We start from the raw sequence: 22,352 nt of genomic DNA, 5'->3' as shown, positions 1-22,352 counted from the left end.
AGTGAATGACTCCTCATTTTCTAACAAGGGTTCTAGAAAAGACGATGAGTTAAGTAACTTTCTTACGGTTAACCTTTTTGTTCTTTGATTACCAGAAAATAGTTAGATAACATTTGATTTGAGATTCGTGTCAAGCGCGTAGAGAAAGGAATCCTAAATAAGAAGAATGGATTGGTTTAACATTCGTCCTAAAATAATAGAAGTTCTTGGCAATGCTTGAATGATGATTCAAGCATCGGAAAGGAAATACTTGACTAAAATTGGCATCTACATATTAGATCCTTAACACTTCACAATACAGATAAAATAATCAAAGAACGGAAAGGTTCGAGATCCTATCAGCGATCCCTTCCTTTAAATTCTGACGGCAGACGAATCTAGATCTCACAATTACTTCATAGAGTAAAGTGAAATATCTAAGATAGATTGTTTCAAAAGATGATTAATCTTCATTTGGAAAGGATTAAAATTAGGAACATTCCACAATGTTTTTGAGGTTTTTGGGCCATATGATTGGCATTGGTATCCTTGGAATTAGTTTGATTTTCGGATCCCTATTTTTCTATATCAGGGAAATTTCTAAGGAATTGCCAGACTATGATATCTTAAATCACTATGAACCCCCCGTGACGACACGTATTTATTCGTCTAATGGGAGCTTAATGGCGGAATATGCCCGTGAAAGACGTCTTTATCTACCTATTGATGCGGTCCCTTCGATCGTGAAGCAGGCTTTTATTTCTGCAGAAGATAAAAATTTCTATAATCATATAGGCATTGATTTTTTAGCATTGGGCAAGGCCACATTTGATTGGCTGAAAGCAAAAATTTCCAGGCGTGTTGCACGAGCACGCGGCGCATCAACGATCACACAACAGGTAGCAAAAAATTTTTTGCTAACCTCTGATCGTACAGTGGATCGTAAGATAAAAGAAGCTATTTTAGCTTTACGTATTGAAAGTACCTACTCAAAAGAAAAGATTCTGGAACTTTATCTAAATGAGATTCCTTTTGGCTTAGGATCCTACGGGGTTGCAGGGGCTGCACTCCGATATTTTAATAAGTCAGTGCATGAATTAGAGTTACACGAGATTGCTTATCTAGCAGGGCTACCGAAAGGTCCTAATAACTACCATCCTTATAAAAAAACCAACGCCGCATTAAAACGACGGAATTGGGTAATTAATAGAATGTTCGTTAACGGTTATATAACGGTTAAAAAAGCTAAAAAAGCAAAGGCGATGGATCTTTCCGTTCATCTCCGTAAAAGGGGGAATTATCTTACTGCATCAGAATATTTTTCTGAAGAAGTTAGAAGAGATATCATTAATCGCTATGGAAAAAAGCAGCTTTATGAAGGGGGATTATCTATCCGTACTACACTCAATCCTAAACTGCAGACATTAGCAAAAACCGCTTTGAAAGCTGGTTTGATCAATTATGATAGAAAACGAGGATATTATGGTGCTTATCAGAAAATAGGACTTGGTAAAGACTGGGGTATCCAACTAGCTAAGATCAATAAATTATCTGATCTCCCTGAATGGTTATTAGCTGTTGTATTGAAATCTGATGACACCTCTGCAAAAATTGGTATCCAACCCAATCGGTTAACCGATGGTAAGATAGCCAAGAAACGTATTATCTCTACTCTACAATTATCTGATATGGCTTGGGCAAAAAAGAATACACAACGCAAAGGAAAAAAGAAGCGAAGAAGTTGGATAGCAAAACATGTTAGTGATTTTTTATTTCCTGGTGATGTTGTTTGGGTTTCACCTAAGGATAACGGTGGATATAAGCTTGAGCAAATCCCTGAAGTCAGTGGTGCAGTAGTTGCAATGGATCCTCATACAGGTCGCGTTTTAGCTATGGTTGGTGGTTTTTCTTTTTCATTGTCGCAATTTAATCGTGCAACTCAGGCTCAGCGTCAACCTGGTTCATCATTTAAACCATTTGTTTATGCAGTTGCGCTAGATAATGGCTATACGCCATCATCTATCATTCTAGATGCTCCTTTTGTAAGAGATCAGGGAGGGGCCCTTGGGAGCTGGGAACCCAAGAATTATGGTGGAAAATACGCAGGACCTTCCACATTACGGTTAGGTATTGAGAAATCCAGAAATTTGATGACAGTTAGGCTTGCAAATGATATGGGGATGCCTTTGATCTCAGAATATTCTAAGCGTTTTGGTATTTATGACAAAGATATTAGAGGCTTAGCAGCCTCTCTAGGATCCAGAGAAACCACAGTGATACGCATGGTCAGTGCTTACTCTGTCCTCGCTAATGGTGGTAAGAAGATTTATCCTTCTATGATTGACCGTATACAAAACCGATACGGAAAAACTATTTATAGGCACGAAAAACGATCTTGTAAAACTTGCAATTTTGATTCATGGAATCATCAAGATGAGCCGGAGTTAATTGATGAAAGAGATCAAATTCTTGATCCTATGACTGCATACCAAATTACCTCAATGATGGAAGGTGTTGTATTGAGAGGAACCGCTCGAAGGGTTCAGTCTTTAGGAGTACCCATTGCCGGTAAAACAGGGACAACAAATGAGGAGCGTGATGCCTGGTTTGTTGGATATTCACCTGATTTGGTTGTGGGGGTCTATGTAGGTTACGATCAGCCTGAGCCAATGGGGCATGGAAATACAGGTGGGAGATTAGCTACACCTATCTTTGTCGACTTTATGACATCCGCATTGAGTAGAAATGTTGTTATTGATTTTCGTGTTCCTGAAGGCATCAAACTCTATCCGATTAATCCTAAAACAGGTTTACTAGCTGAATTAGGGGCTTCTGATGTGATCATGGAAGCCTTCAAACCTGGTACCGCCCCCCCTCATGAAGGTCATTCAATTATTGGATTGAAAAGTGATCTTCTATATCAAGAATGGATGACAATATCTGATGCTGAAAAGGCTGTCCTTTCTGGGACTGGGGGGCTTTATTAAAGTAAGAGTCTTTGAAATTGACTTTTCTCAAGAGAGTCATCAATCCTCTCATAAGATTGGGCGTATCGGTTTCGCTTAAGCGGATTCAACCGTCCACCAGTTTGCGCTGCGGAATTCATGTCTCCTTTTACTTTTAATCTTATAAGTACAGTAAACAGATAATTTTCATTGCAAAAATCATATCCACTGACTTAGAATTAAGTATCTAATGGTAAAGTTTTTATCGTCAGATTCTAGCTAGAAATTTGGGGAAGTGCAATAATATTCATGAGGATCATTTCACAACTAATAGCTTTTGTTGCAGCAGCTTTGGTAGTTGTAAATTTTTCTTTTTCTGAGCAACGGCTAGTCAATGTATATAACTGGTCTGATTATATAGATGAGACGATTCTTTCTGATTTTACTAAAGAAACTGGAATCAAAGTTGTTTACGATGTTTTTGATTCTAACGAAATCCTAGAAACTAAACTGCTTGCTGGTAAGACTGGTTATGATGTAGTTGTTCCTTCAGCAATATTTTTAGCTCGTCAAATTCAAGCTGGTGTTTTTCAACCTTTGGATCGAAGTAAACTCGGGAATACCGAGAATATGTGGTCAGTAGTTCGTGATCGGACTGCTCAATATGATCCAGGCAACAAATATTCGATCAACTATATGTGGGGCACAACAGGTATTGGCTACAATATTAAAGAAGCCGAAGACCGAATTGGGGGTCCGATTCGGTCATGGGATGTAATCTTTGATCCAGAAAAACTAGAGAAATTCAAAGATTGTGGGGTCCATATCTTAGATGCTCCATTGGAGATTATACCTGCAGCCTTAAACTATTTGGGAAAAAATCCAGATAGCAAGAAAAAAGACGATCTTGCTGATGCTGGCAGATTATTGAAAAATATCCGTTCTGGAATTCAAAAGTTCCACTCATCCGAATACATCAATGCTCTGGCAAATGGTGATATTTGTCTGGCTGTTGGTTGGTCTGGTGATATCTTTCAAGTGCGTAATCGTGCAGCAGAGGCTGATGCTGGTGTGAAGATTGGCTATGCCATTCCTAATCAGGGATCCATGATGTGGTTTGATCAGATCGCTATTCCATCGGATGCTAACAACGTATCTGAAGCGCATGAATTCATTAACTATATCATGCGCCCGGAAGTGATCGCTAAAGCATCAAATTACATTTACTATGCCAACGGTAATAAAAAGTCTCAGACCATGCTTGAAAAGAGAATCACTACAGACTCAGGTATTTATCCAGATCAGTCAACCCTTGCCAAACTTTACACAACAACTCCTTATGATTTAACAATTCAGCGTCTGATAACACGTATCTGGACCAAGGTGAAAGCAAATCAGTAAAAGATGAAAAGGCTTCACCGATGAAGAATACAATTGTGAACCCTTTTATATTTTTGGCAATCTTGGTGAAATCATTGCTCTTATGAATCGACAAATAGATCTTCCGAAAGAGCCCTTTGCTCAGTTTGAGATGGTAACAAAGAAATACGGTGCTGTTACAGCGGTGGACCAAGTCTCTCTTGATATTTTTGAAAAAGAATTTTTTGCCCTTCTAGGGCCATCCGGCTGTGGTAAAACTACCTTGATGAGGATGCTTGCAGGCTTTGAAACAGTAACGGAGGGTCGTATTCTTCTTCAAGGCAAGGATTTAAAAAAAATACCGCCATGGAAAAGACCTATCAATATGATGTTTCAGTCCTATGCTCTTTTTCCACACATGAATGTCGAGTCCAACATAGCATTTGGCCTTAAACAAGAAGATATGCTCAAAGGTGAAATTGAAGACAGAGTAGAAAAAATGCTCCAGCTTGTTAAAATGGAGAATTTTGCTCAGCGAAAACCTAACCAGCTTTCTGGTGGTCAACGACAAAGAGTTGCACTAGCACGCTCTCTAGCGAAACAACCTAAACTGTTGTTATTAGATGAACCTCTAGGCGCCTTGGACCGCAAGCTTAGGGAGGAAACACAATTTGAGCTCATGGAATTGCAAGAAAAGCTGGGTATTACATTTATGATTGTAACACATGATCAGGAAGAGGCAATGACTGTAGCTGATCGTATTGCTATTATGGATAATGGCAAGATTGCCCAGATTGGTCCCCCTTCTAAAATGTATGAAAATCCAAATAGTTCCTATGTTGCGGATTTTTTAGGGGATATTAACCTTCTCAGTGCAAAAGTCATGGCAAATGATAATGGCATCGTTTGTCTTGAAATCGAAGGAGGAGATGTCGCTAGGGTTGAGTGTAGTCAATCATATTTGCAAGGGGATACAGTCTGGTTTGCTAACCGACCAGAAAAATTTTCAATTAGCCGGAAACAACCAAGTATAAATTTTAATAGCTTTGCAGGGGAAGTTTGGGACATTGCTTATCTTGGTTGTTTAACAATTTACAAAGTCAAACTAGACAATGGAAATTTTGCAAAAGTATCGGTTCTAAACCACGACATTTCAAATGAAGATCCAATTATCTGGGAAGATAGAGTCTGGCTTTCTTTTTTGCCTGATGCCGCCTTCGTTTTAAACCAGTGAAATAAGGGCTATGATAGATGTATCATACCATTTACAGATGTAATAGAAAATTGGAAAAAAAATTAAGATTGATTCCGTCGGATTGTAGAGAGACAATTATCTTTATACGCTGGGCTCTTTTTCGATTGACAATATGGCTTCCCTATCTCTGGTTATTACTTTTTTTCCTGACTCCTTTTCTTCTTATAGCAAAACTTTCATTATCCAAGTCTGTTATGGCTCAACCTCCTTATATACCGACTTTTGCATGGGATGATACCATTCAGGGATGGTGGAAAAAAATTCAGGAATTATCCTTTAAGAATTTTATATTTATCATTGAAGATCACTTATACTGGAAAAGTTATCTTTCGAGTTTGAAAATTGCAGCACTATCAACTGTTCTTACATTATTTATTGGTTATCCGCTTGCCTACGGGATGTCGCAGGCCCCTCAGACGATACGAACAATGTTATTGATGCTTGTAATCCTTCCATTTTGGACATCCTTTCTCATTCGTGTTTATGCTTGGATTGCTATTCTGAAAAAGGAAGGATTATTAAATCAATTTCTTATTTGGTTTGGTGTCATCTCAGAACCTTTGATAATTTTAAATACTAATATCGCTGTGTATATTGGTATTGTATACTCTTATCTCCCATTCATGGTTTTGCCACTATATGCAAATCTAGCAAGGCAAGATCAGGTTTTTCTTGAAGCTGCGAGTGATCTTGGCTGTACACCCTTTAGAGCTTTTTGGAAGATTACCTGGCCACTATCATTGCCAGGAATTATCGCTGGTAGCTTATTAGTTTTCATTCCCACTGTTGGGGAATTTGTAATTCCTTCATTACTAGGTGGATCTGAGACCTTGATGATTGGTCAGATACTTTATGATGAGTTCTTTCAGAATCGGGACTGGCCAATTTCTTGTGCAGTAGCAGTTATTCTTCTCTTAATATTGATCATTCCTATTAGGTTCCTTCAGCGTATTGAAGCAATAGATCGAAAGAAGAGTTCATGAATCGATCGTGGTCATGGTTCGGACTAACCTCAGTTATTTCTGGTTTTTTTTTCCTATACATTCCTATTATTTTTCTGATTATTTATTCCTTCAATGCTTCACGATTGGTGACTGTTTGGGGAGGATTTTCAACCCAATGGTATACTGCTGCCTTAGCTAATAAGGGCCTCATTGATGCAGCTTGGGTTACTTTCAGGGTTGCTCTTGTTTCAGCATCGGCTTCAACTGTTTTAGGAACTATGGCTGCCCTAGCCTTGAATCGCTATACTCACTTCAGAGGACGTTGTCTCTTTTTTGGAATGATCTATGCTCCGTTAGGCATGCCAGAAGTTATTACAGGTCTATCTTTGTTGTTGTTATTTGTTACAACAGGTTTCAATCGAGGCATCATCACGATTATACTCTCTCATATAACGTTTTCAATGTGTTTTGTCGCTGTTGTAGTACAATCAAGGCTTACTGGTTTTGATCATGCCTTGGAGGAAGCCGCTCAAGATCTTGGAGCAACACCAACTGTTACCTTCTTTTCAATCACATTGCCAATAATATTACCGTCCATAGCTGTTAGTTGGGTATTAGCTTTTACACTATCTTTGGATGATCTTATCATTGCCCAATTTAATTCGGGTCCTGGCGCAACAACTCTACCGATGAAGATATTTAGTCAGGTCAGATTAGGTGTTACTCCTGAGATCAATGCGGTTTGCACCATATTAGTTGTTATCGTTGCAATAGGAGTAACCATAGCAATGGTGACATCGGGATCAAAAAAACAAAAGGAAATCAAAACGAATTAAAAAAGAACCATCAACTCTCCGGGATTTCAATCACCATACCATCATACCCAGGATTAACATGGCTAGGAGTACCGGCTTTGACTGTTTCATAATCCAAAGCAATATGCATATGTGTCAGTATAGCGCATTTGGTTTTACATTCATCAATACATGAAAGGGCTTGCTTTAAACTGAAGTGACTATGGTGCTCTTTGTATTGCAAGGCATCGAGAATTAAAATGTCGAGATTTTTTAGATAATGAAATGCACCTTGATCAAAAGCACTGACATCACTTGAATAAGCCAAACTACCAATACGAAATCCAAGAGAGTAAATATCACCATGAATTTGGTGGTAAGGCATGATGGCAATGGGCCCTCCCTGACCGCTTACTTTGAATTCTTGACCCGCTACAATACGGTTTTCTTCAAGAATAGGGGGATATCTGGAACCTTTTGGAGTTTCAAAACAATAACCAAAAGCTTCGTGAAGCTTTATTGATGTGCGATCATCTGCCCAGATTTGAACACGCTCACGACGATTAATAACAAAACTACGCAGATCATCGATTCCATGAATATGATCAGCATGAGGATGAGTATAAATAACTCCATCTGCAAAGGCTACATTAGCGCTAATCATCTGTTCACGAAAATCAGGTCCTGTATCCACAACAATGATTGTTTTACCATATTCACCATAGCGTTCAATTAAAAGAGATGATCGCCTACGTCGATTCTTTGGATTTCTCGAGTCACAATCACCCCAGTCTAAACCTATACGTGGTACGCCAGGAGATGAACCACACCCTAGTATTGTAAAATGATAGCCACGAAATCCCCTATCTATCATCTCATAAACTCACTTTCTGACCTGCGATAGGTTGATTTATTATCTGGGTACTTTTGAAAAGAGATTGAAAAAATTATCTGTTGTCATCCTCCAGACATCTTCAGACTCTACCTTCCAGATCTTAGCTAAGACTTTTGCAGTGTAAATGGTAAAACTAGGTTCATTCCGTTCACCTCTTTTGGGTACGGGAGTCAGGTAGGGAGAATCCGTTTCCAGAATGACACGGTTCTTAGGAAGATTAGAGGCAATATCACAGATATTTTGGCTATTTTTAAAGGTTAAAATCCCTGAAAAAGAGATATAAAGACCGAGATCAATAACACATTCAGCCAGTCTCAAACTGGAAGAAAAGCAATGCAAAACAGCCGAAAAAGATTGATCTGCGTTTTCATCGTCCAAAATGCGGATCATATCACTGTCGGCGTTCCGTGAATGAATTACAAGAGGCAACCCTGTTTGACGGGCTGCATCAATATGTAACAGAAAACTCCTTCTTTGACTCGCTCTTAATGATTTTTCATAGTGGAAATCAAGACCACTTTCTCCAATTGCAACGACCTTTGGATGATCAGATAAACTCATCAATTGGTGAGAAGTAACATCTGGTTCTTCATCAACGTTGTGAGGATGAGTTCCAACAGAACAAAAGACATCATCATAGCGTTGTGCTAACATCCGTACCTTATTAAATCGGTTCACACGAGTACAGATAGTTACGATACGATTAATACCCGCAGCGCGAGCTCGTCTAACAACATTATCAATATCTTCCGAAAAATCTGGAAAATCTAAATGGCAATGGCTATCAACTAACATATCAGTCATACACTGTTGCTAAAAAACGTGGAAACAATCCTTTTGGCTTTTCGATAATAGTATCACGGGAAAGGCGACTTTTGATTCCTAAGTGTGCAAATGATCGCTCATTTCTAGGTATGTTTAGTTGATCAAGACATCGTGTTGCACTGTCAGGAAGAAACGCCTGAGATAAGATAGCCACCTGACGGACCACCTCAGATGTCACATAAAGGACGGTTCCCATTCGTTCTTTATCTTTTTTTTTAAGGTTCCACGGGGCTTGTTCATTAAAATATCTATTGGTTTCATCTAAGACAGACCAAATGACATCTAGGGCTACGTTGGGTTGATACAGATCTACCTGCTCGCGGCACTTGCTAAGCATAGTATCAGAAAGTTCGAGAAGAATAGTATCTTGGAGATTAGGAAGGCCAGATTCGCTGAATTTACCATCAAGGCTTTTAAAAACCATAGATAAAGACCGTTGTGCAAGATTACCAAAATTATTCGATAGACCGGCATTCGTTTGATTCACTATCTCTTCATGAGTATAGTTACCATCTGATCCAAAGCGAATGTTGCGCAGAAGAAAGTATCTTAATGGATCAACACCATATAAGTCAATCATCTCAATGGGATCAACACCGTTTCTACTTGATTTTGATATTTTCTGACTGTTTTTTAGAAGATGCCCGTGAGCATATATCTTTTTGGGCAGTTCAATACCAGCAGACATCAAAAAGGCTGGCCAATAAACAGCATGAAAGCGGATAATATCTTTACCGATAATGTGAACATCCGCTGGCCAGTACGACCATAATGGACTATCAGAATATGGGTATCCTACACCAGTAATATAATTTGTCAAAGCATCTAGCCATACATACATAATATGAGCTTGATCGCCAGGAACCTTGATGCCCCAATCAAACGTAGTGCGTGAAATAGAAAGATCCTTTAACCCACCTTTAACAAAAGATATAATCTCATTACGCCGAATTTTAGGGGCAATAAAATCTGGATTCTCTTCATAAAACCTGAGTAATTTATCGCCATACGAGGACAAACGAAAAAAATAGCTTTCTTCTTCAATCCATTCTACTGGTGTATCCTGCAACCCAAAACGAATACCGTTATTATCACGGTACGTTTCATGCTCTTCATAATAAGATTCGTCAAGAACAGAATACCAACCTGAATAGACATTTTTGTAGATATCACCATTCTTCATCAATGTATTCCAGATTGATTGCGATGCAGTGTGATGATCGAGATCAGAGGTTCGAATAAACCGATCGTAAGAAATACTAAAAATATCTGCCATCTTTTGAAAAACATCAGAGTTCTGATCACTCAGTTGACGGACTGATATGCCAAGATGTCGTGCAGTTTGCCACATTTTTTGACCATGAACATCGGTACCAATCTGAAAGCGAACATCAAAGCCGTCAAGTCGCTTGAACCGAGCAATAGCATCGGCGCAAACAAACTCATAAGCGTGACCTATATGGGGTGCACCATTGGGATAGGAAATAGCACTTGTAATGTAAAACTTTTTGTTCACGAGGAGAAATAACCAAATCTAGATTTTATTAAGGGCAAACAAACGTTGAAAAAGCGTTAAAATGATCTGTTTTCTATCAAGATTATACTCGTCTAAAACGGTTAAAGATTCGTTCAATTTCTCCCATACCTTGGCAATAGGTGCAAGAGAAGAAGAAGATAAAGGCCAACCATCTAACTGCAAACGCACCTGATTTTCGAGCCAATTTGATACTAGTTCAATAAATAACTGGAAGGCCCCTTCATTCTCACGTGAAGCTAAATTGTTAGCGATTGAAATAGCTGATAGCCATTCCTTTGCAGATCCCATCGCTCGATCTTCCATCAACTTAACAAAGATGCGATACTCTGCTATTATATTCCCTTCTAGTAAGTGCAAAGCTTTACTAACTGAACCATTAGATAACTGGACACAGTATGAAAGATCGTATTCATCAACCTCTAGCTTGAACTGATTCAGTATTGAAAGAATCTCTTCATCTGACAGATGAGAAAGTCGTAAAATTTGGCAACGTGATCGAAACGTTCGTATTATCATGCCTGCAGAATGTACTAATATAAAAAACAATGATTGTTTTGGAGGTTCTTCAACAATCTTTAACAGAGCCCTTGCTGCGTTAGAAGTCATCTCGTCTGCAGAATCAATAATTGCAATACGCCAGCTATTAGATCCAGAAGACATATCAAAAAGTGTCCGAATTTTTCTGATCTCATTAATAGATAATCGTGATTTCATTCTTTTTTTCTCCTCATCCCATCGTGGGGTGAGATGAATCAAACCGGGATGAGACTCTTCAGCAATTTGTCGATGAACCTTATCATCCCAATTCAGAAAAGGAGATCCATCGTGAGGGGCTGTTCTGAGAAGATATTTCGAAAACGCAAAGGCAAGGCTAGCTTTACCGATACCACGCAAACCAGTAATCATCCAAGCATGATGTAGACGACCAGAAGCATGAGATGCTATAAACTGCTGGATAGCAGTTTCATGACCGACCAAACAAGATATTTTCGCTGGACCTGGACATCTTTCAATATGCATTCTTCATTGCCTCTCTCTTCTCATAAGAAATGTATCAATCACTGTATCGATAGTATCACTCACTTTATCAAAACTATCAGAAGCATTGATCACAATGCAGCGATCAGGTTCAGATCGAGCTATTTCTAAAAAACCGTTACGGCGTTTGATTTGCTCTTCTATGTTTTCACTTTCAAAACGATCTCTTCCCTTTTTAGACAAGAGCGGAGCAGAACGCTTTAACCCTTCTTCAGGTGGTAAATCTAGTATCAGCGTCAGATCTGGCTTCACACCTTCCGTAACAACTTTTTCCATTCCTAAAAGAAACTCTTGATCAACTTCTCCTGATACACCCTGATAGACACGGCTAGAATCAAGAAATCTATCGCACAAGACTATCTTACCTTTCAATAGTGCTGGTTTTATAATGTTTTGGACATTATCATCGCGAGCGGCTGCAAATAGAACAGCTTCTATTTCACTACCAAATTTTTTGGCTGCACCAGATAAAACAGCATAACGTATTGCTTTCGCCCGAGGTGTTCCACCAGGATCATTTGTAATAAGAGTTTTATAACTCATGTCATTCAATCGTAAAGCAAGACGTTTGATTTGAGTTGATTTACCGGCTCCTTCCCCTCCTTCAAATGTAATAAATAGTCCGCTCACAAGACAAAACTCTAATCTTAACAAAAGTTGTTAGTTCTAGCTAATATAAGATAATAATTGATGGAACACGTTAAGGATTAACGATATAGAGATCAAGACTTTCACAGTATATAATTTTTTCTAAAGGATCATAGTCCTAGATTGTTAGCTGCATTATGAGTCTGTCCTTATCAGAAAATTTATTAAAATTGAATTATAATGCATACATCATATCCAAAAATCGCTTTTGTTTCTAGTAAAACAGAAATCGCGCAATCCGCTTTATGTGATCTAGTCAAACGCTATGGAAATTACACTCCTGATAATTGTGATCTCCTAGTTGCTCTAGGCGGTGATGGGTTCATGTTGAAAATACAACTGACTTATATGAGTTCTGGTATCCCCGTTTACGGCATGAATAAGGGAACGATCGGATTTTTGATGAACCGATATCGGAAAAAGAATCTCCTCTCCAGATTAGATCAAGCGTCAAGGGCGATTATTCATCCTCTTCGTATGGTAGCTCACGATATCTTTGGAAAAAAACATGAATCCGTTGCTTTCAATGAAGTTTCATTATTTCGTCAGTCTCATCAAGCAGCACGACTGAGGATCCATATCGATAAAAAGGAACGAATGAAGGCATTGATCTGTGATGGAGTGATTGTATCAACACCTCAAGGTTCAACAGCTTATAATCTTTCAGTACATGGCCCAATTTTGCCAATGAAGGCTCCTTTGCTTGCTTTAACTCCAGTCAGTCCATTTCGTCCTCGTAACTGGAATGGGGCCTTGTTGCCGAATACAGTTAATATACGCATTACTATTTTGGAACCTAAAAAAAGATTAGTCAATGCCGTCGCAGATAACACTGAAATTAAATCTGCCTTAACGGTCGATATTCAGGAGGACAGAGAAGCTTATGGTATAATTCTATTTGATCCTGAGCATAGCTGGGAAGAGCGGATTCTCGCCGAACAATTTCGATATAAGTAATTCTCTTCATATCCTCTTATATCAGTTTTTATATATGGAGAGTTGAGAGTTTTGACTATGCTCAGTCTATAATATTTGAGGCATTCCAGTTTCGAATTGGCTAAATCGGACAGGAAAAAGATCCTGTTTCTCAAAATGATTTCCTATTTTTTTTATTTTAACAACCATTTGTTCTTCATTCTTAAGTCCAATTGCTGTAATCATAACACCATTAGACGCTAATAAATTAAAAAGGGAGATAGGAATCTCATCAAATGCCAGATCGGTTATTATACGATCATAAAGCTTATGGTCAGACTCTAAATTAAGTGCATTAGCATGAAAAATTTGAACGGTTTGAATATTAAGACGACAGAATCGACCACGAGCTTCTTCAACAAGTGTACGATACCTCTCCACTGAATATACTTTCTTAGCCAACCGAGATAGTAAGGCGGTTTGAAATCCTGTTCCTGTTCCTACCTCTAATACTGAGTGCGTAGACTGAACTTCCAGCGCATCAAGAAGTCTCATACATATAACAGCTGGAATAATTGTTTGACCACAAGGAATGGGTATCGTAATTTCCTTCCAGGCCAGATTATAAAACTGAGATGGAATAAATTGTTCTTTAGGTGTAGACTCTATAGCCTTTAAAAAAATAGGATCAGATATTCCATATCCACGTAACGTAAGAAAAAGATTTACAATATCTTCGGACTTTGACATTTTATAAGATTAAGAAAATTGTGCTAAACTCTTTTTTCCAAATGATGGAATCGCCTAAAATTCTTTAGAGAACCTTTTCAATTTTTGAAATCCCCCCCATATAGGAACTCAATGCATGAGGAATGGTGATCGAACCATCCTCATTTTGATAGTTTTCTATGATAGCAATCAAAGCACGCCCTACAGCAATACCAGAACCATTCAATGTATGAACAAAGCGAATCTTTTGACTATCGAACTCACGATCACGATAACGGGCATTCATACGCCTAGCCTGAAAATCTCCACAATTCGAACAACTTGAGATTTCACGATATACTCCCTGTCCAGGCAACCAGACCTCAATATCATAGGTTTTACGGGCAGAGAACCCCATATCACCAGAACACAAAACCATAACCCGATAATGTAAATCTAGCCTTTTCAAAACTTCCTCAGCACAGGAAAGAATGTACTCATGCTCATCGTCAGATCTTTCTGCCTCTGTAATTGAAACCAGTTCAACCTTAGAGAATTGGTGTTGTCGTAACATACCTCTTGTATCATATCCAGCAGAACCAGCTTCTGAACGAAAACAGTGCGTTAACGCAGTATAACGAAGTGGCAAACTTTTTTGTGTCAAGATTTGATCCTTAACAAGATTCGTCAAAGGAACTTCAGCTGTAGGTATGAGCCATTTTCCATCTGTTGTCCCAAATAGATCTTCTGAAAATTTTGGTAACTGCCCCGTACAATACAAAGCCTCACCCTTTACAAGAACCGGAGGCTGAATTTCAGTGTATCCGTGTTTTTCAGTGTGTATGTCAAGCATGAATTGCCCTAGTGCACGCTCGAGTCGCGCTAGACCACCATGCAGAATAACAAAACGGCTACCAGATAATCGGGAAGCGACATCAAAATCCATCATACCTAAAGATTCACCAAGATCATAATGTTCACGAGCCTGAAACCCGAATTGGGATTGAGATCCATGCTTATGATACAGTATATTGTTTTCTTTATTTTTACCAACTGGGACATCAGAAGCCGGTAAATTGTCAATAGAAGCTAGCGCTCTATTGAGAGATTCTGTTCTTATTTTTAGTTCCTCCTCAGCAGATTGTAAAAACCGCTTCAGGTTAGCAATTTCTTTGATAGCTACTTCTGCTTCTACTTCATCACCATCTGCTTTTGCAGCACCAATTTTTTTAGAAGCTTTGTTACGCGCTTCTTGTGCTTTCTGTAAGACCAAGATATGAGAACGTCGGTCTTCATCCAGTCCAAGAAGATATTTAGCCATTGGTTTTTTTCTACGCTTAGCAAGTCCTCTATCAAACTCTTCAGGGTTTTCACGGATCCATTTAATATCAAACATGACTGAACCCGTCATGATCACGGATCTGTGTTGATGGACTCACGCTCAACCTTTTTCCTTTCAATAAAACGAGTTGCATATATCGATAATTCGTAGAGAATGAGGATAGGAACAGCAAGGCATATTTGACTGATAGGATCTGGAGGGGTCAAAATCGCAGCTGCAATAAAGGACATAACTATAGCATACTTACGATTGATTGCAAGCGCTTCAGAAGAAACAATACCTGCTCTTGCTAGAAGAGAAATCACAACTGGCATCTGAAAAACCAACCCAAAGGCAAACGTAAGGACCATAATTAACCCTAAATATTCACTCACACGTGGTAATAGTTCAATAGTCGCAAGTGATATCTGACCTTTTTGTTGCATAGAAAGAAAAAAAGACATTGCTAAGGGCATCACAACAAAAAAAACAAGAAACGAACCTAAAATAAACAAGATCGGCGTCGCAAATAAAAACGGAATAAAAGCGCGCCGCTCATTCTTGTAAAGACCAGGTGCCATAAATTTGTAAATCTGAGTCGCTATGAATGGAAATGAAAAAAATAGCGCGGTGAAGAAAGCAATCCTCAATTGAACTAAAAAGAATTCCTGAGGGGCAGTAAAAATTAGCTTCAAGTTTCGATCGTAACCGGCTGCTTTTTCATAAGGAATGACCAGAATATTAAAAATCTTTTTAGAAAAATAAAAAGAAACGAAAAACAGAATAGAAAAAGCAATAAAAATCCGAAAAAGACGCTGGCGTAATTCGGTTAAGTGCTCAATAAACGGAACCGTTTTACTCTCTATATCTTGATCGTTCATGCATTTGGATTCTACTTTTAAAGCATCTTTGACGATTGAGAAAAAGCCTTATAAGTCAATGAAATTAAATTAGTTATCATGAAAGCACTCACTGGAATTTCAATCCTTTGATTTAGATGGTGTTCTGGGAGATTCTATCAAAAAAGAAGAGCTAAAATCTAAATCAGATTTTACTTCATCAAGACAAGTCCCCTTCAAAGATTCATCAAATCGCTTCTGAAAATCCAAAACTAAGAAACGAAGTCTTCGGACTACATGCCCAAAGCAGTTCAAGACACGAGGAAGATCTTTCGGACCGACAACAACAAAGGTAACAGCTGATACTAACAACATTTCTGGCCATCCAATATCAAACAAAGAACGATCCCTCTATAAAACTCTTTTGCCTCATTTAGCTTCCTATTTTTCTGCCTTTTTAATATTCGTTTCATCATCGATGTGCGATTCATGCAATCCCTTTTTGAAAGAATTGATCCCCTTTGCTAAATCTTCCATCAACTCGGAAATTTTACCACGTCCAAAGAGAAGAAGAACAATAACAGAGACGATGACAAGCTGCCAAATGCCAATATTCCCCATAATCTTAAACTCCTAAAATGTTTCTTGCCTCTCTAGCAAGAGTGAATATTACTATTCACATCAGCCACTCTACTCTTAACTAAAAGAAAACCATGAATCGTCAGTCATCTTGAATCTTGATCGAAAAAGTATGCATAAGGGAATAACGATATCGTATCTATTAACAGTGAATTTACATCTATTGCTTAAAGATGCCTTCGTCAAGGCATCTTAATCCATTCTTTATTTCAAAGTCGAAAAAGCAAAGCATCCGTCCAAGCTAAGATTCAGAGAGATTCTTCCAGTTCCATTTAATACAGACTCTGGTAGTGTTCCTTCTTTAACTCGTACTGAAAGTGGTTGTTCATAGCCAGGAATTCCTATGCGAAGATATAAATGATCCCCTGTAAAATCAGCATTGAGTACGCGCCCTTCAATCTCATATTTTTCTCCTGGCTTCAGTGAAGAAAAAGGCTCTATATTAATGCTACTAATGCGGACGACGACCATTGCCATATCGCCATTTTTTAGGCCATGGCCATGAACAGGGACAGGTCCTAGCGGCGTCATAATCTGTCCATATTTAACGATACCTTGAAAATAGTTTAATTCAGAAAAGAATCTTGCAGCAAAAAGGCTCCTAGGATGATAGTAAAGATCATGACCAGAACCGGATTGCTCTAATCGACCTTTTTGCAAGAGAATAATCTTATCACCCATTCTCAAAGCCTCTTCAGAATCATGAGTCACAATGATCGATGTTGCGCGTGTCTCTCGTAGTATAGCAAGAGTTTCTTCACGCATAGTATCTCGTAGTCGGCTATCAAGACTCGAAAATGGTTCGTCCATTAAAAGTACACCAGGGCGAGGGGCCAGTGCACGGGCTAGTGCAATCCGTTGCTGTTCACCGCCTGAGAGCTGGTGAGGATAATCATCTTTTCGGTTCAGAAGACCGACCCTTTCTAGCATTCGCATAGCTTGCAGTTTTCGTTCGGAATGACCAAGGTGCTTCAATCCAAAGATAACATTCTTGAAAACAGATAAGTGAGGGAAAAGGGCATAATTCTGAAAAACAAAACCAATGCCCCGTTTTTCTGGAGGTATACATATCGAGGCACTACTCATCTCACGTCCATCCTGTAAAATTCTGCCTAAAAAGAGTCGTTCCATACCTGCAGCCAATCGTAACAACGTTGTTTTTCCTGACCCGGAGGGTCCAAGTAAACAGGTTACAGTTCCTGAACGTGCTACAAACGAGACGTCAGTGAGAATATTTTTTTTGGCTATACAGTGGCTTACTTGATTAAAAACTAACTCAGCAGGAATGGATACGCCAGACGTATTGCGAACTCCCCAATTCATGTGTATGTCGATCTTTGAGATAATTGTTGATAGTTCTAAACAGTTCTTCTTTAAAGAATTTTCTTTAAAGAATGAAGAATAAAAATAACTTATCCCTTGATAAGGACTTAATATTTCTTGAATTCTAATGATCTGTTAAAGACCTAGTTTGAGGGGGTTAGTATGCTAATATGTAGAATCCCTTAAGCCGTTTTTCTTGGCCTCTATACTCATAGTCTGTACAGCAAAGCAAAGCGATCGAGCAATCTCGTCACGTCAATATGAACAAGTCTCCTAATAACCTTCTAACGATCATAACAGTCAAGAACTAATGTTATGTCTTCAGATATCATCATAGATTCTGTTATCATCTTTGTTAATTGAACAGAACAGTATGATCTTCTAGTTTCGTCTGCCTAGGCGTCTCTGAAGCCGTACCATCGACATCTCTATATACCCTTTGATCTTGATTCAGAATCAATAGGCCACCTACTTCTTTGGGTTTCACTTTTACCGGTGCGGAAGAAGCAATAATAGTCTGCACTTCTAAAGGTTCATTAAGAGAAAAAGAGTTATAGAAAAGAAGAAGAGCAGAAATAGAAAAAAATAAGCTGGAAAAAATATGAAGAATTCGTTTTGTAGACACCCACCTGAATCGCGAAAAATTAAGATAACGCTTTTTATTTTCTGATTCTATTTCCCTTAAAGTAGAAATAGTAAACTCATTATTAGCGAATACATTGTCATCATCATCTTTATTATTCTTGTTTAGGGGATAACTATATCCTAAACTGGTTCGGTTTTGTGGAATACAGTCTTGAAACTCAGCAACATAATCGATCATTAAAGATGAATGCCAGTCCACATCATCTTTTCTGGGAACAGAATGATCTAAAACAGGTAGTTCAAATAGAGGCATCGATATGAGCTCGGGCTCATCATAAGCTGAAGACGATTCAGTAAGAGGATGAACACTTAGTTTCATAATTCTGTGGTCGATGATAGGATCCAGTTCCTCTGTCAAAACAGTCCTCTTCTTTTGATTAAGCAGGAAGTATCGATTCCTTAATCATATATTTAACAAAAAATAGAATGACTTACCTACTCAATTAACTCGGTTTTGAGAAATACTATTTCTAATGAACAATCCCATACAGCAAAGGATATATGAAGAAATGGGATTTTTTTCAATTAATAAAGAAAATTTATCTAATATATAAAAGAAAACTAACTATCATCCATACGTTCGCACCGAGAACAAAAGAGATGTATCCTAATTAAAGAAAAATGCTAATGCATTTCTTGAGGTTGACTTACTCCTATGATTCTCAATCCAGAAGCAATGACATTTCTAATTCCCTGAACCAAGCTCAGTCTTGCAACTGTGAGATCAAGACTTTTTGTGTTAATATATCTGAGCTTTGGTTCTGATATCCCCTTACTCCAATGGCCGTGGAATAATGCTGCCAGCTCATATAAATAAAAAGCAACCCTATGAGGTTCGTGTGTGCGTGATGAAACATCAATGACTTTAGGAAATTCTGCAAGCTTCCGGATCAGCGCTAATTCATCTTTTGCCTTAAGAAGTTCAACTTTAGCAGTCTGCAAAGATTTTGTATCAAGGTTTATGCCTAGCTCCTGAGAAGCTTGGCGAAAGATCGAACAACATCGTGCATAGGCATATTGAACGTAGAATACTGGATTGTCCTTATTTTGTTCGTTCACCCTAGAAAAATCAAAATCCAGCGGTGCATCGTTCTTACGGTAAAGCATCATGAACCTTACAGCATCAGAACCAACTTCATCAACTACCTCACGCAGTGTGATAAAATTACCAGAACGTTTCGACATTTTCACAGGCTCACCATCACGATACAACTTGACCAGTTGGCACAAACAAATACTCAACCTAGCCTTACCACCAGATATAGCCTTACTTAAAGCGTTCATGCGCTTGACATAACCATTATGATCAGCACCAAGGATCAATATCATCTCTTTGAAGCCACGATCAAACTTATCTTTAAAATAGCCTACATCTGCCGCGAAATAAGTATAATCTCCATTTGATTTTATAAGAGCTCTATCTATATCATCCCCCATGTTAGTAGACCGGAATAAGAGTTGTTGACGGTCTTCCCAGTTCTCTGATGACTTCTTCTTCGGAGGAGGTAATGTACCTTCATAAATCAAATCAGCTTCAGATAAAACTTTGATCGCTTCAGCGATCGGTGTTGTTTTAGATGGACTCACTAAGTGAAGACTGCTTTCAGAAAAAAATATATCGTGTCTAACCCCTAAAGCATCAAGGTCAGAACGTATCATTCCCATCATTGCATTGATAGAAAATTCCTTAACAATAGAATACCAGTCTTTTTCCGACATTTTAAGAAGGCTATTTCCATACCTTCTACGGAGATCTTCAGCAACAGGAAGAAGATAACTGCCACTATAATAAAAATCCCCTGAAAGTTCGCTAATTACATCACAACAGGCATCGCGATAACGCATAAAGACTGAACGAGCAAGAACTTCAATTTGACCCCCTGCATCATTAATATAATATTCACGGGTCACATCAAAACCAGAAAACTCTAGCAAATTTGCTAATGCATCACCAACAACTGCCCCTCGGCAATGACCGACGTGCATTGGACCTGTAGGATTTGCAGAAACATACTCGATATTAACTTTTGTTCCATGACCAACACTTCTCGATCCATAGAGAAAAGACGGATCCAAAATGGTAACAAGATGATTTGACCAATAGATATCTGAAAAACAAATGTTGATAAATCCAGGACCGGCGACATCTACTGAAATAATATGATCTTCAGTTAACAAATCAGAGGCAATCTCTTCCGCTATTTCTTTAGTACTTCTTCTTAATTGTTTAGCCAAGACCATAGCCGCATTAGTTGAAAAATGGCCATGCTTAGAATGACGAGGAGTCTCTACATTGATGGCATCCACATCCAAATCATCTACTTCTCTAAAGAGAGAGAATTTCAATTTTTTTTTAAGAGACGACTCTAAATCTTTATAAAGATTGCTCATTGATTCTATCTTAGATCTTTATCCAAAGTTCTTGCTAATTGAAAGGTTCCATTATCGTGGGATTTCTAATTAGAAAGTTCTAAAGAACTTTACCTCTCTTACGTTAAGAATCTAATCACGTTAGGAAAGAGATAACTTTCAGAAGAATAACTCTAACTTAACTGATCATATCTTCTTCGAATTTCAGTCATTTTATTATAGCAATGATTCTAATCATCAGAAAGGAAGGGGTTCAAATTACTAATTTTACTTAAGCAGATTCATGAGTTATATCAAGTAAATGTTTGACGATTCATGGATCTTAAAATAAAAGATCTTTCACTGTTACTTTCCTTTATTGAAGAACGTTCAATGAAAAATTTAAAAAATAGAGTTACTCTTTCCAATTCTGCTGCGAAACGAATTTCTGAGATTTTATCCTCACAAAATGAAAAAACTGCTTTGCGGATTTCTGTTGAAGGGGGGGGGTGTTCCGGTTTTTCTTATAAATTTAACCTAGTAGAAAATCCTGCCGATGATGATTTCATCATCGACCAAAGTGATTCAATTATAGTAATTGATTCCATATCATTGATGTATATGGATGGTTCTGAAATTGATTTCATAGATAATCTAATGGGTCAGAGGTTCCAGATTAACAATCCTAAGGCAACAAAGAATTGTGGATGCGGAACGAGCTTTTCTCTCTAAAAATAGAAAAGGAAAAGGATTTGTTTTTGTGATTTCTAATCGTTCTTTATTTTTCATGTTAACGTCTTGTTTTACTCAGATAAGACAATTTTCTTGTTGCGACAAGCGCAAGTGTTTTCGGATAGAGTATGTGTTCCATCTCAAGTACTCGGTAAGCGAGTGTCCTTATGTCGTCGTCTGGCAACACAGGAACTGTGCTTTGAGTCAGAATGAGACCTCCATCCAATTGACTATTGACAAAATGAACCGTGCACCCATGTACTTGAATACCTGAATCAAGAGCACGTTTATGGGTATTAAGACCAGGAAATAAAGGTAAGAGACTGGGATGAATATTTAGTATTCTACCCAGCCAAGCAGAGACTAAAAACTGTGTCAATACTCTCATGTATCCAGCCAAGCAAATGATATCTATATCATAAGCTATTAAAAGCTCATGGATAGCTTGTTCATGTTCCTCACGAGACTCATAAAATTTATTGTCAACAATATGTGTAGGAATCCCTCTTTTTTGAGCTGATTTTACGCCGTCTGCATTAGGATTATTACTGATAATAAGAGAAATATCTGCTGGATACGAAGTATCTTTTGCTGACTCTACAAGTGAAATCATGTTCGATCCACGCCCTGAAATTAAAACGGCAACTCGAACTTTTTTCATA

21 protein-coding genes are annotated in these 22,352 nt (G+C 38.2%); 7 read left to right on the top strand and 14 right to left on the bottom strand.

The features are described from left to right. Positions 1-485: 485 nt before the first annotated feature. The 5 genes from AAGD37_RS01895 (at position 486) to AAGD37_RS01875 (ending at position 7,318) form a co-directional block, all read left to right on the top strand. Positions 486-2,966 carry a penicillin-binding protein 1A gene (locus AAGD37_RS01895; RefSeq protein ID WP_341760580.1) on the top strand — a complete coding sequence of 827 codons (2,481 nt, stop codon included), beginning with the start codon at positions 486-488 and terminating at the stop codon, positions 2,964-2,966. A gap of 267 nt (positions 2,967-3,233) precedes the next feature. Then, on the top strand, positions 3,234-4,325 hold the full coding sequence (locus tag AAGD37_RS01890) for a polyamine ABC transporter substrate-binding protein (RefSeq protein ID WP_341760579.1): 1,092 nt from the start codon (positions 3,234-3,236) through the stop codon (positions 4,323-4,325). Between the two features lie 82 nt (positions 4,326-4,407). Beyond that, positions 4,408-5,517 carry an ABC transporter ATP-binding protein gene (locus AAGD37_RS01885; RefSeq protein ID WP_341760578.1) on the top strand — a complete coding sequence of 370 codons (1,110 nt, stop codon included), beginning with the start codon at positions 4,408-4,410 and terminating at the stop codon, positions 5,515-5,517. Positions 5,518-5,588: 71 nt separating this feature from the next. After that, on the top strand, positions 5,589-6,521 hold the full coding sequence (locus AAGD37_RS01880) for an ABC transporter permease (RefSeq protein ID WP_341760648.1): 933 nt from the start codon (positions 5,589-5,591) through the stop codon (positions 6,519-6,521). Then, positions 6,518-7,318 (top strand): ABC transporter permease, encoded by an 801-nt coding sequence (locus tag AAGD37_RS01875; protein WP_341760577.1) that lies wholly within the window; start codon positions 6,518-6,520, stop codon positions 7,316-7,318. The genes AAGD37_RS01880 and AAGD37_RS01875 overlap by 4 nt, the downstream gene beginning before the upstream one ends. Before the next feature lie 10 nt (positions 7,319-7,328). Here the strand turns inward: AAGD37_RS01875 and AAGD37_RS01870 are convergent, their stop codons facing one another. The 5 genes from AAGD37_RS01870 to tmk are packed head-to-tail and all read right to left on the bottom strand — an operon-like array spanning position 7,329 to position 12,201. After that, positions 7,329-8,150, bottom strand: coding sequence for an MBL fold metallo-hydrolase (locus AAGD37_RS01870; RefSeq protein ID WP_341760576.1), 822 nt, complete (start codon positions 8,148-8,150; stop codon positions 7,329-7,331). A 39-nt stretch (positions 8,151-8,189) separates the two neighbouring features. Further along, on the bottom strand, positions 8,190-8,966 hold the full coding sequence (locus AAGD37_RS01865) for a TatD family hydrolase (protein WP_341760647.1): 777 nt from the start codon (positions 8,964-8,966) through the stop codon (positions 8,190-8,192). A 1-nt stretch (position 8,967) separates the two neighbouring features. Continuing rightward, positions 8,968-10,512, bottom strand: coding sequence for a methionine--tRNA ligase (gene metG, locus AAGD37_RS01860; protein ID WP_341760575.1), 1,545 nt, complete (start codon positions 10,510-10,512; stop codon positions 8,968-8,970). 18 nt (positions 10,513-10,530) lie between these two features. Further along, a complete protein-coding gene (locus tag AAGD37_RS01855) occupies positions 10,531-11,553 on the bottom strand; it encodes a DNA polymerase III subunit delta' (protein WP_341760574.1) in 1,023 nt (340 codons plus the stop codon). Positions 11,554-11,556: 3 nt separating this feature from the next. Further along, positions 11,557-12,201 carry a dTMP kinase gene (gene tmk / locus AAGD37_RS01850; protein ID WP_341760573.1) on the bottom strand — a complete coding sequence of 215 codons (645 nt, stop codon included), beginning with the start codon at positions 12,199-12,201 and terminating at the stop codon, positions 11,557-11,559. Positions 12,202-12,399: 198 nt separating this feature from the next. Between tmk and AAGD37_RS01845 the strand changes: the two genes are divergently transcribed. Further along, complete coding sequence (locus AAGD37_RS01845) at positions 12,400-13,176, top strand: NAD kinase (RefSeq protein WP_341760572.1); 777 nt, start codon at positions 12,400-12,402, stop codon at positions 13,174-13,176. Between the two features lie 66 nt (positions 13,177-13,242). On the opposite strand, the gene AAGD37_RS01840 is transcribed toward AAGD37_RS01845, so the two are convergent. The 8 genes from AAGD37_RS01840 to argS form a co-directional block, all read right to left on the bottom strand. Then, the gene (locus tag AAGD37_RS01840; protein WP_341760571.1) at positions 13,243-13,884 is read right to left on the bottom strand and encodes an rRNA adenine N-6-methyltransferase family protein; all 642 of its coding nucleotides are present in this window, start codon (positions 13,882-13,884) and stop codon (positions 13,243-13,245) included. A gap of 64 nt (positions 13,885-13,948) precedes the next feature. Beyond that, entirely contained in the window at positions 13,949-15,238 is a 1,290-nt protein-coding gene (gene serS, locus AAGD37_RS01835; protein ID WP_341760646.1) for a serine--tRNA ligase, read from the bottom strand. A 17-nt stretch (positions 15,239-15,255) separates the two neighbouring features. Then, complete coding sequence (gene tatC, locus AAGD37_RS01830) at positions 15,256-16,044, bottom strand: twin-arginine translocase subunit TatC (RefSeq protein WP_341760570.1); 789 nt, start codon at positions 16,042-16,044, stop codon at positions 15,256-15,258. Between the two features lie 99 nt (positions 16,045-16,143). After that, entirely contained in the window at positions 16,144-16,401 is a 258-nt protein-coding gene (gene tatB, locus AAGD37_RS01825; protein ID WP_341760569.1) for a Sec-independent protein translocase protein TatB, read from the bottom strand. Between the two features lie 42 nt (positions 16,402-16,443). Next, positions 16,444-16,623, bottom strand: coding sequence for a twin-arginine translocase TatA/TatE family subunit (gene tatA / locus AAGD37_RS01820; protein WP_341760568.1), 180 nt, complete (start codon positions 16,621-16,623; stop codon positions 16,444-16,446). Between the two features lie 222 nt (positions 16,624-16,845). Continuing rightward, positions 16,846-17,964, bottom strand: coding sequence for an ABC transporter ATP-binding protein (locus AAGD37_RS01815; protein ID WP_341760567.1), 1,119 nt, complete (start codon positions 17,962-17,964; stop codon positions 16,846-16,848). A gap of 355 nt (positions 17,965-18,319) precedes the next feature. Continuing rightward, a complete protein-coding gene (locus tag AAGD37_RS01810) occupies positions 18,320-18,967 on the bottom strand; it encodes a hypothetical protein (protein WP_341760566.1) in 648 nt (215 codons plus the stop codon). A gap of 266 nt (positions 18,968-19,233) precedes the next feature. After that, entirely contained in the window at positions 19,234-21,000 is a 1,767-nt protein-coding gene (gene argS / locus AAGD37_RS01805; protein ID WP_341760565.1) for an arginine--tRNA ligase, read from the bottom strand. Positions 21,001-21,351: 351 nt separating this feature from the next. Between argS and erpA the strand changes: the two genes are divergently transcribed. Next, the gene (erpA, locus tag AAGD37_RS01800; protein ID WP_341760564.1) at positions 21,352-21,690 is read left to right on the top strand and encodes an iron-sulfur cluster insertion protein ErpA; all 339 of its coding nucleotides are present in this window, start codon (positions 21,352-21,354) and stop codon (positions 21,688-21,690) included. Positions 21,691-21,748: 58 nt separating this feature from the next. Here the strand turns inward: erpA and purN are convergent, their stop codons facing one another. Further along, a complete protein-coding gene (gene purN, locus AAGD37_RS01795; protein ID WP_341760563.1) occupies positions 21,749-22,351 on the bottom strand; it encodes a phosphoribosylglycinamide formyltransferase in 603 nt (200 codons plus the stop codon). Position 22,352: the final 1 nt, after the last annotated feature.

Source organism: Candidatus Endowatersipora endosymbiont of Watersipora subatra (genome assembly GCF_964026585.1).
Lineage (GTDB): Bacteria > Pseudomonadota > Alphaproteobacteria > Rhizobiales > Rhizobiaceae > Pseudahrensia.
The sequence above is the reverse complement of the archived record's forward strand: the minus strand, read 5'-3'. Positions and strand labels throughout refer to the sequence as shown.

Bases quoted from the DNA above. Each gene is read 5' to 3' on its own strand.
- purN (WP_341760563.1), bottom strand. From the start codon at position 22,351: ATGAAAAAAGTTCGAGTTGCCGTTTTAATTTCAGGGCGTGGATCGAAC.
- AAGD37_RS01870 (WP_341760576.1), bottom strand. From the start codon at position 8,150: ATGATAGATAGGGGATTTCGTGGCTATCATTTTACAATACTAGGGTGT.
- tatC (WP_341760570.1), bottom strand. From the start codon at position 16,044: ATGAACGATCAAGATATAGAGAGTAAAACGGTTCCGTTTATTGAGCAC.
- AAGD37_RS01840 (WP_341760571.1), bottom strand. From the start codon at position 13,884: ATGTCAAAGTCCGAAGATATTGTAAATCTTTTTCTTACGTTACGTGGA.
- argS (WP_341760565.1), bottom strand. From the start codon at position 21,000: ATGAGCAATCTTTATAAAGATTTAGAGTCGTCTCTTAAAAAAAAATTG.
- AAGD37_RS01875 (WP_341760577.1), top strand. From the start codon at position 6,518: ATGAATCGATCGTGGTCATGGTTCGGACTAACCTCAGTTATTTCTGGT.
- tatA (WP_341760568.1), bottom strand. From the start codon at position 16,623: ATGGGGAATATTGGCATTTGGCAGCTTGTCATCGTCTCTGTTATTGTT.
- AAGD37_RS01895 (WP_341760580.1), top strand. From the start codon at position 486: ATGTTTTTGAGGTTTTTGGGCCATATGATTGGCATTGGTATCCTTGGA.
- AAGD37_RS01865 (WP_341760647.1), bottom strand. From the start codon at position 8,966: ATGTTAGTTGATAGCCATTGCCATTTAGATTTTCCAGATTTTTCGGAA.
- erpA (WP_341760564.1), top strand. From the start codon at position 21,352: ATGAAAAATTTAAAAAATAGAGTTACTCTTTCCAATTCTGCTGCGAAA.
- serS (WP_341760646.1), bottom strand. From the start codon at position 15,238: ATGTTTGATATTAAATGGATCCGTGAAAACCCTGAAGAGTTTGATAGA.
- AAGD37_RS01885 (WP_341760578.1), top strand. From the start codon at position 4,408: ATGAATCGACAAATAGATCTTCCGAAAGAGCCCTTTGCTCAGTTTGAG.
- AAGD37_RS01815 (WP_341760567.1), bottom strand. From the start codon at position 17,964: ATGAATTGGGGAGTTCGCAATACGTCTGGCGTATCCATTCCTGCTGAG.
- AAGD37_RS01855 (WP_341760574.1), bottom strand. From the start codon at position 11,553: ATGCATATTGAAAGATGTCCAGGTCCAGCGAAAATATCTTGTTTGGTC.
- AAGD37_RS01890 (WP_341760579.1), top strand. From the start codon at position 3,234: ATGAGGATCATTTCACAACTAATAGCTTTTGTTGCAGCAGCTTTGGTA.
- AAGD37_RS01845 (WP_341760572.1), top strand. From the start codon at position 12,400: ATGCATACATCATATCCAAAAATCGCTTTTGTTTCTAGTAAAACAGAA.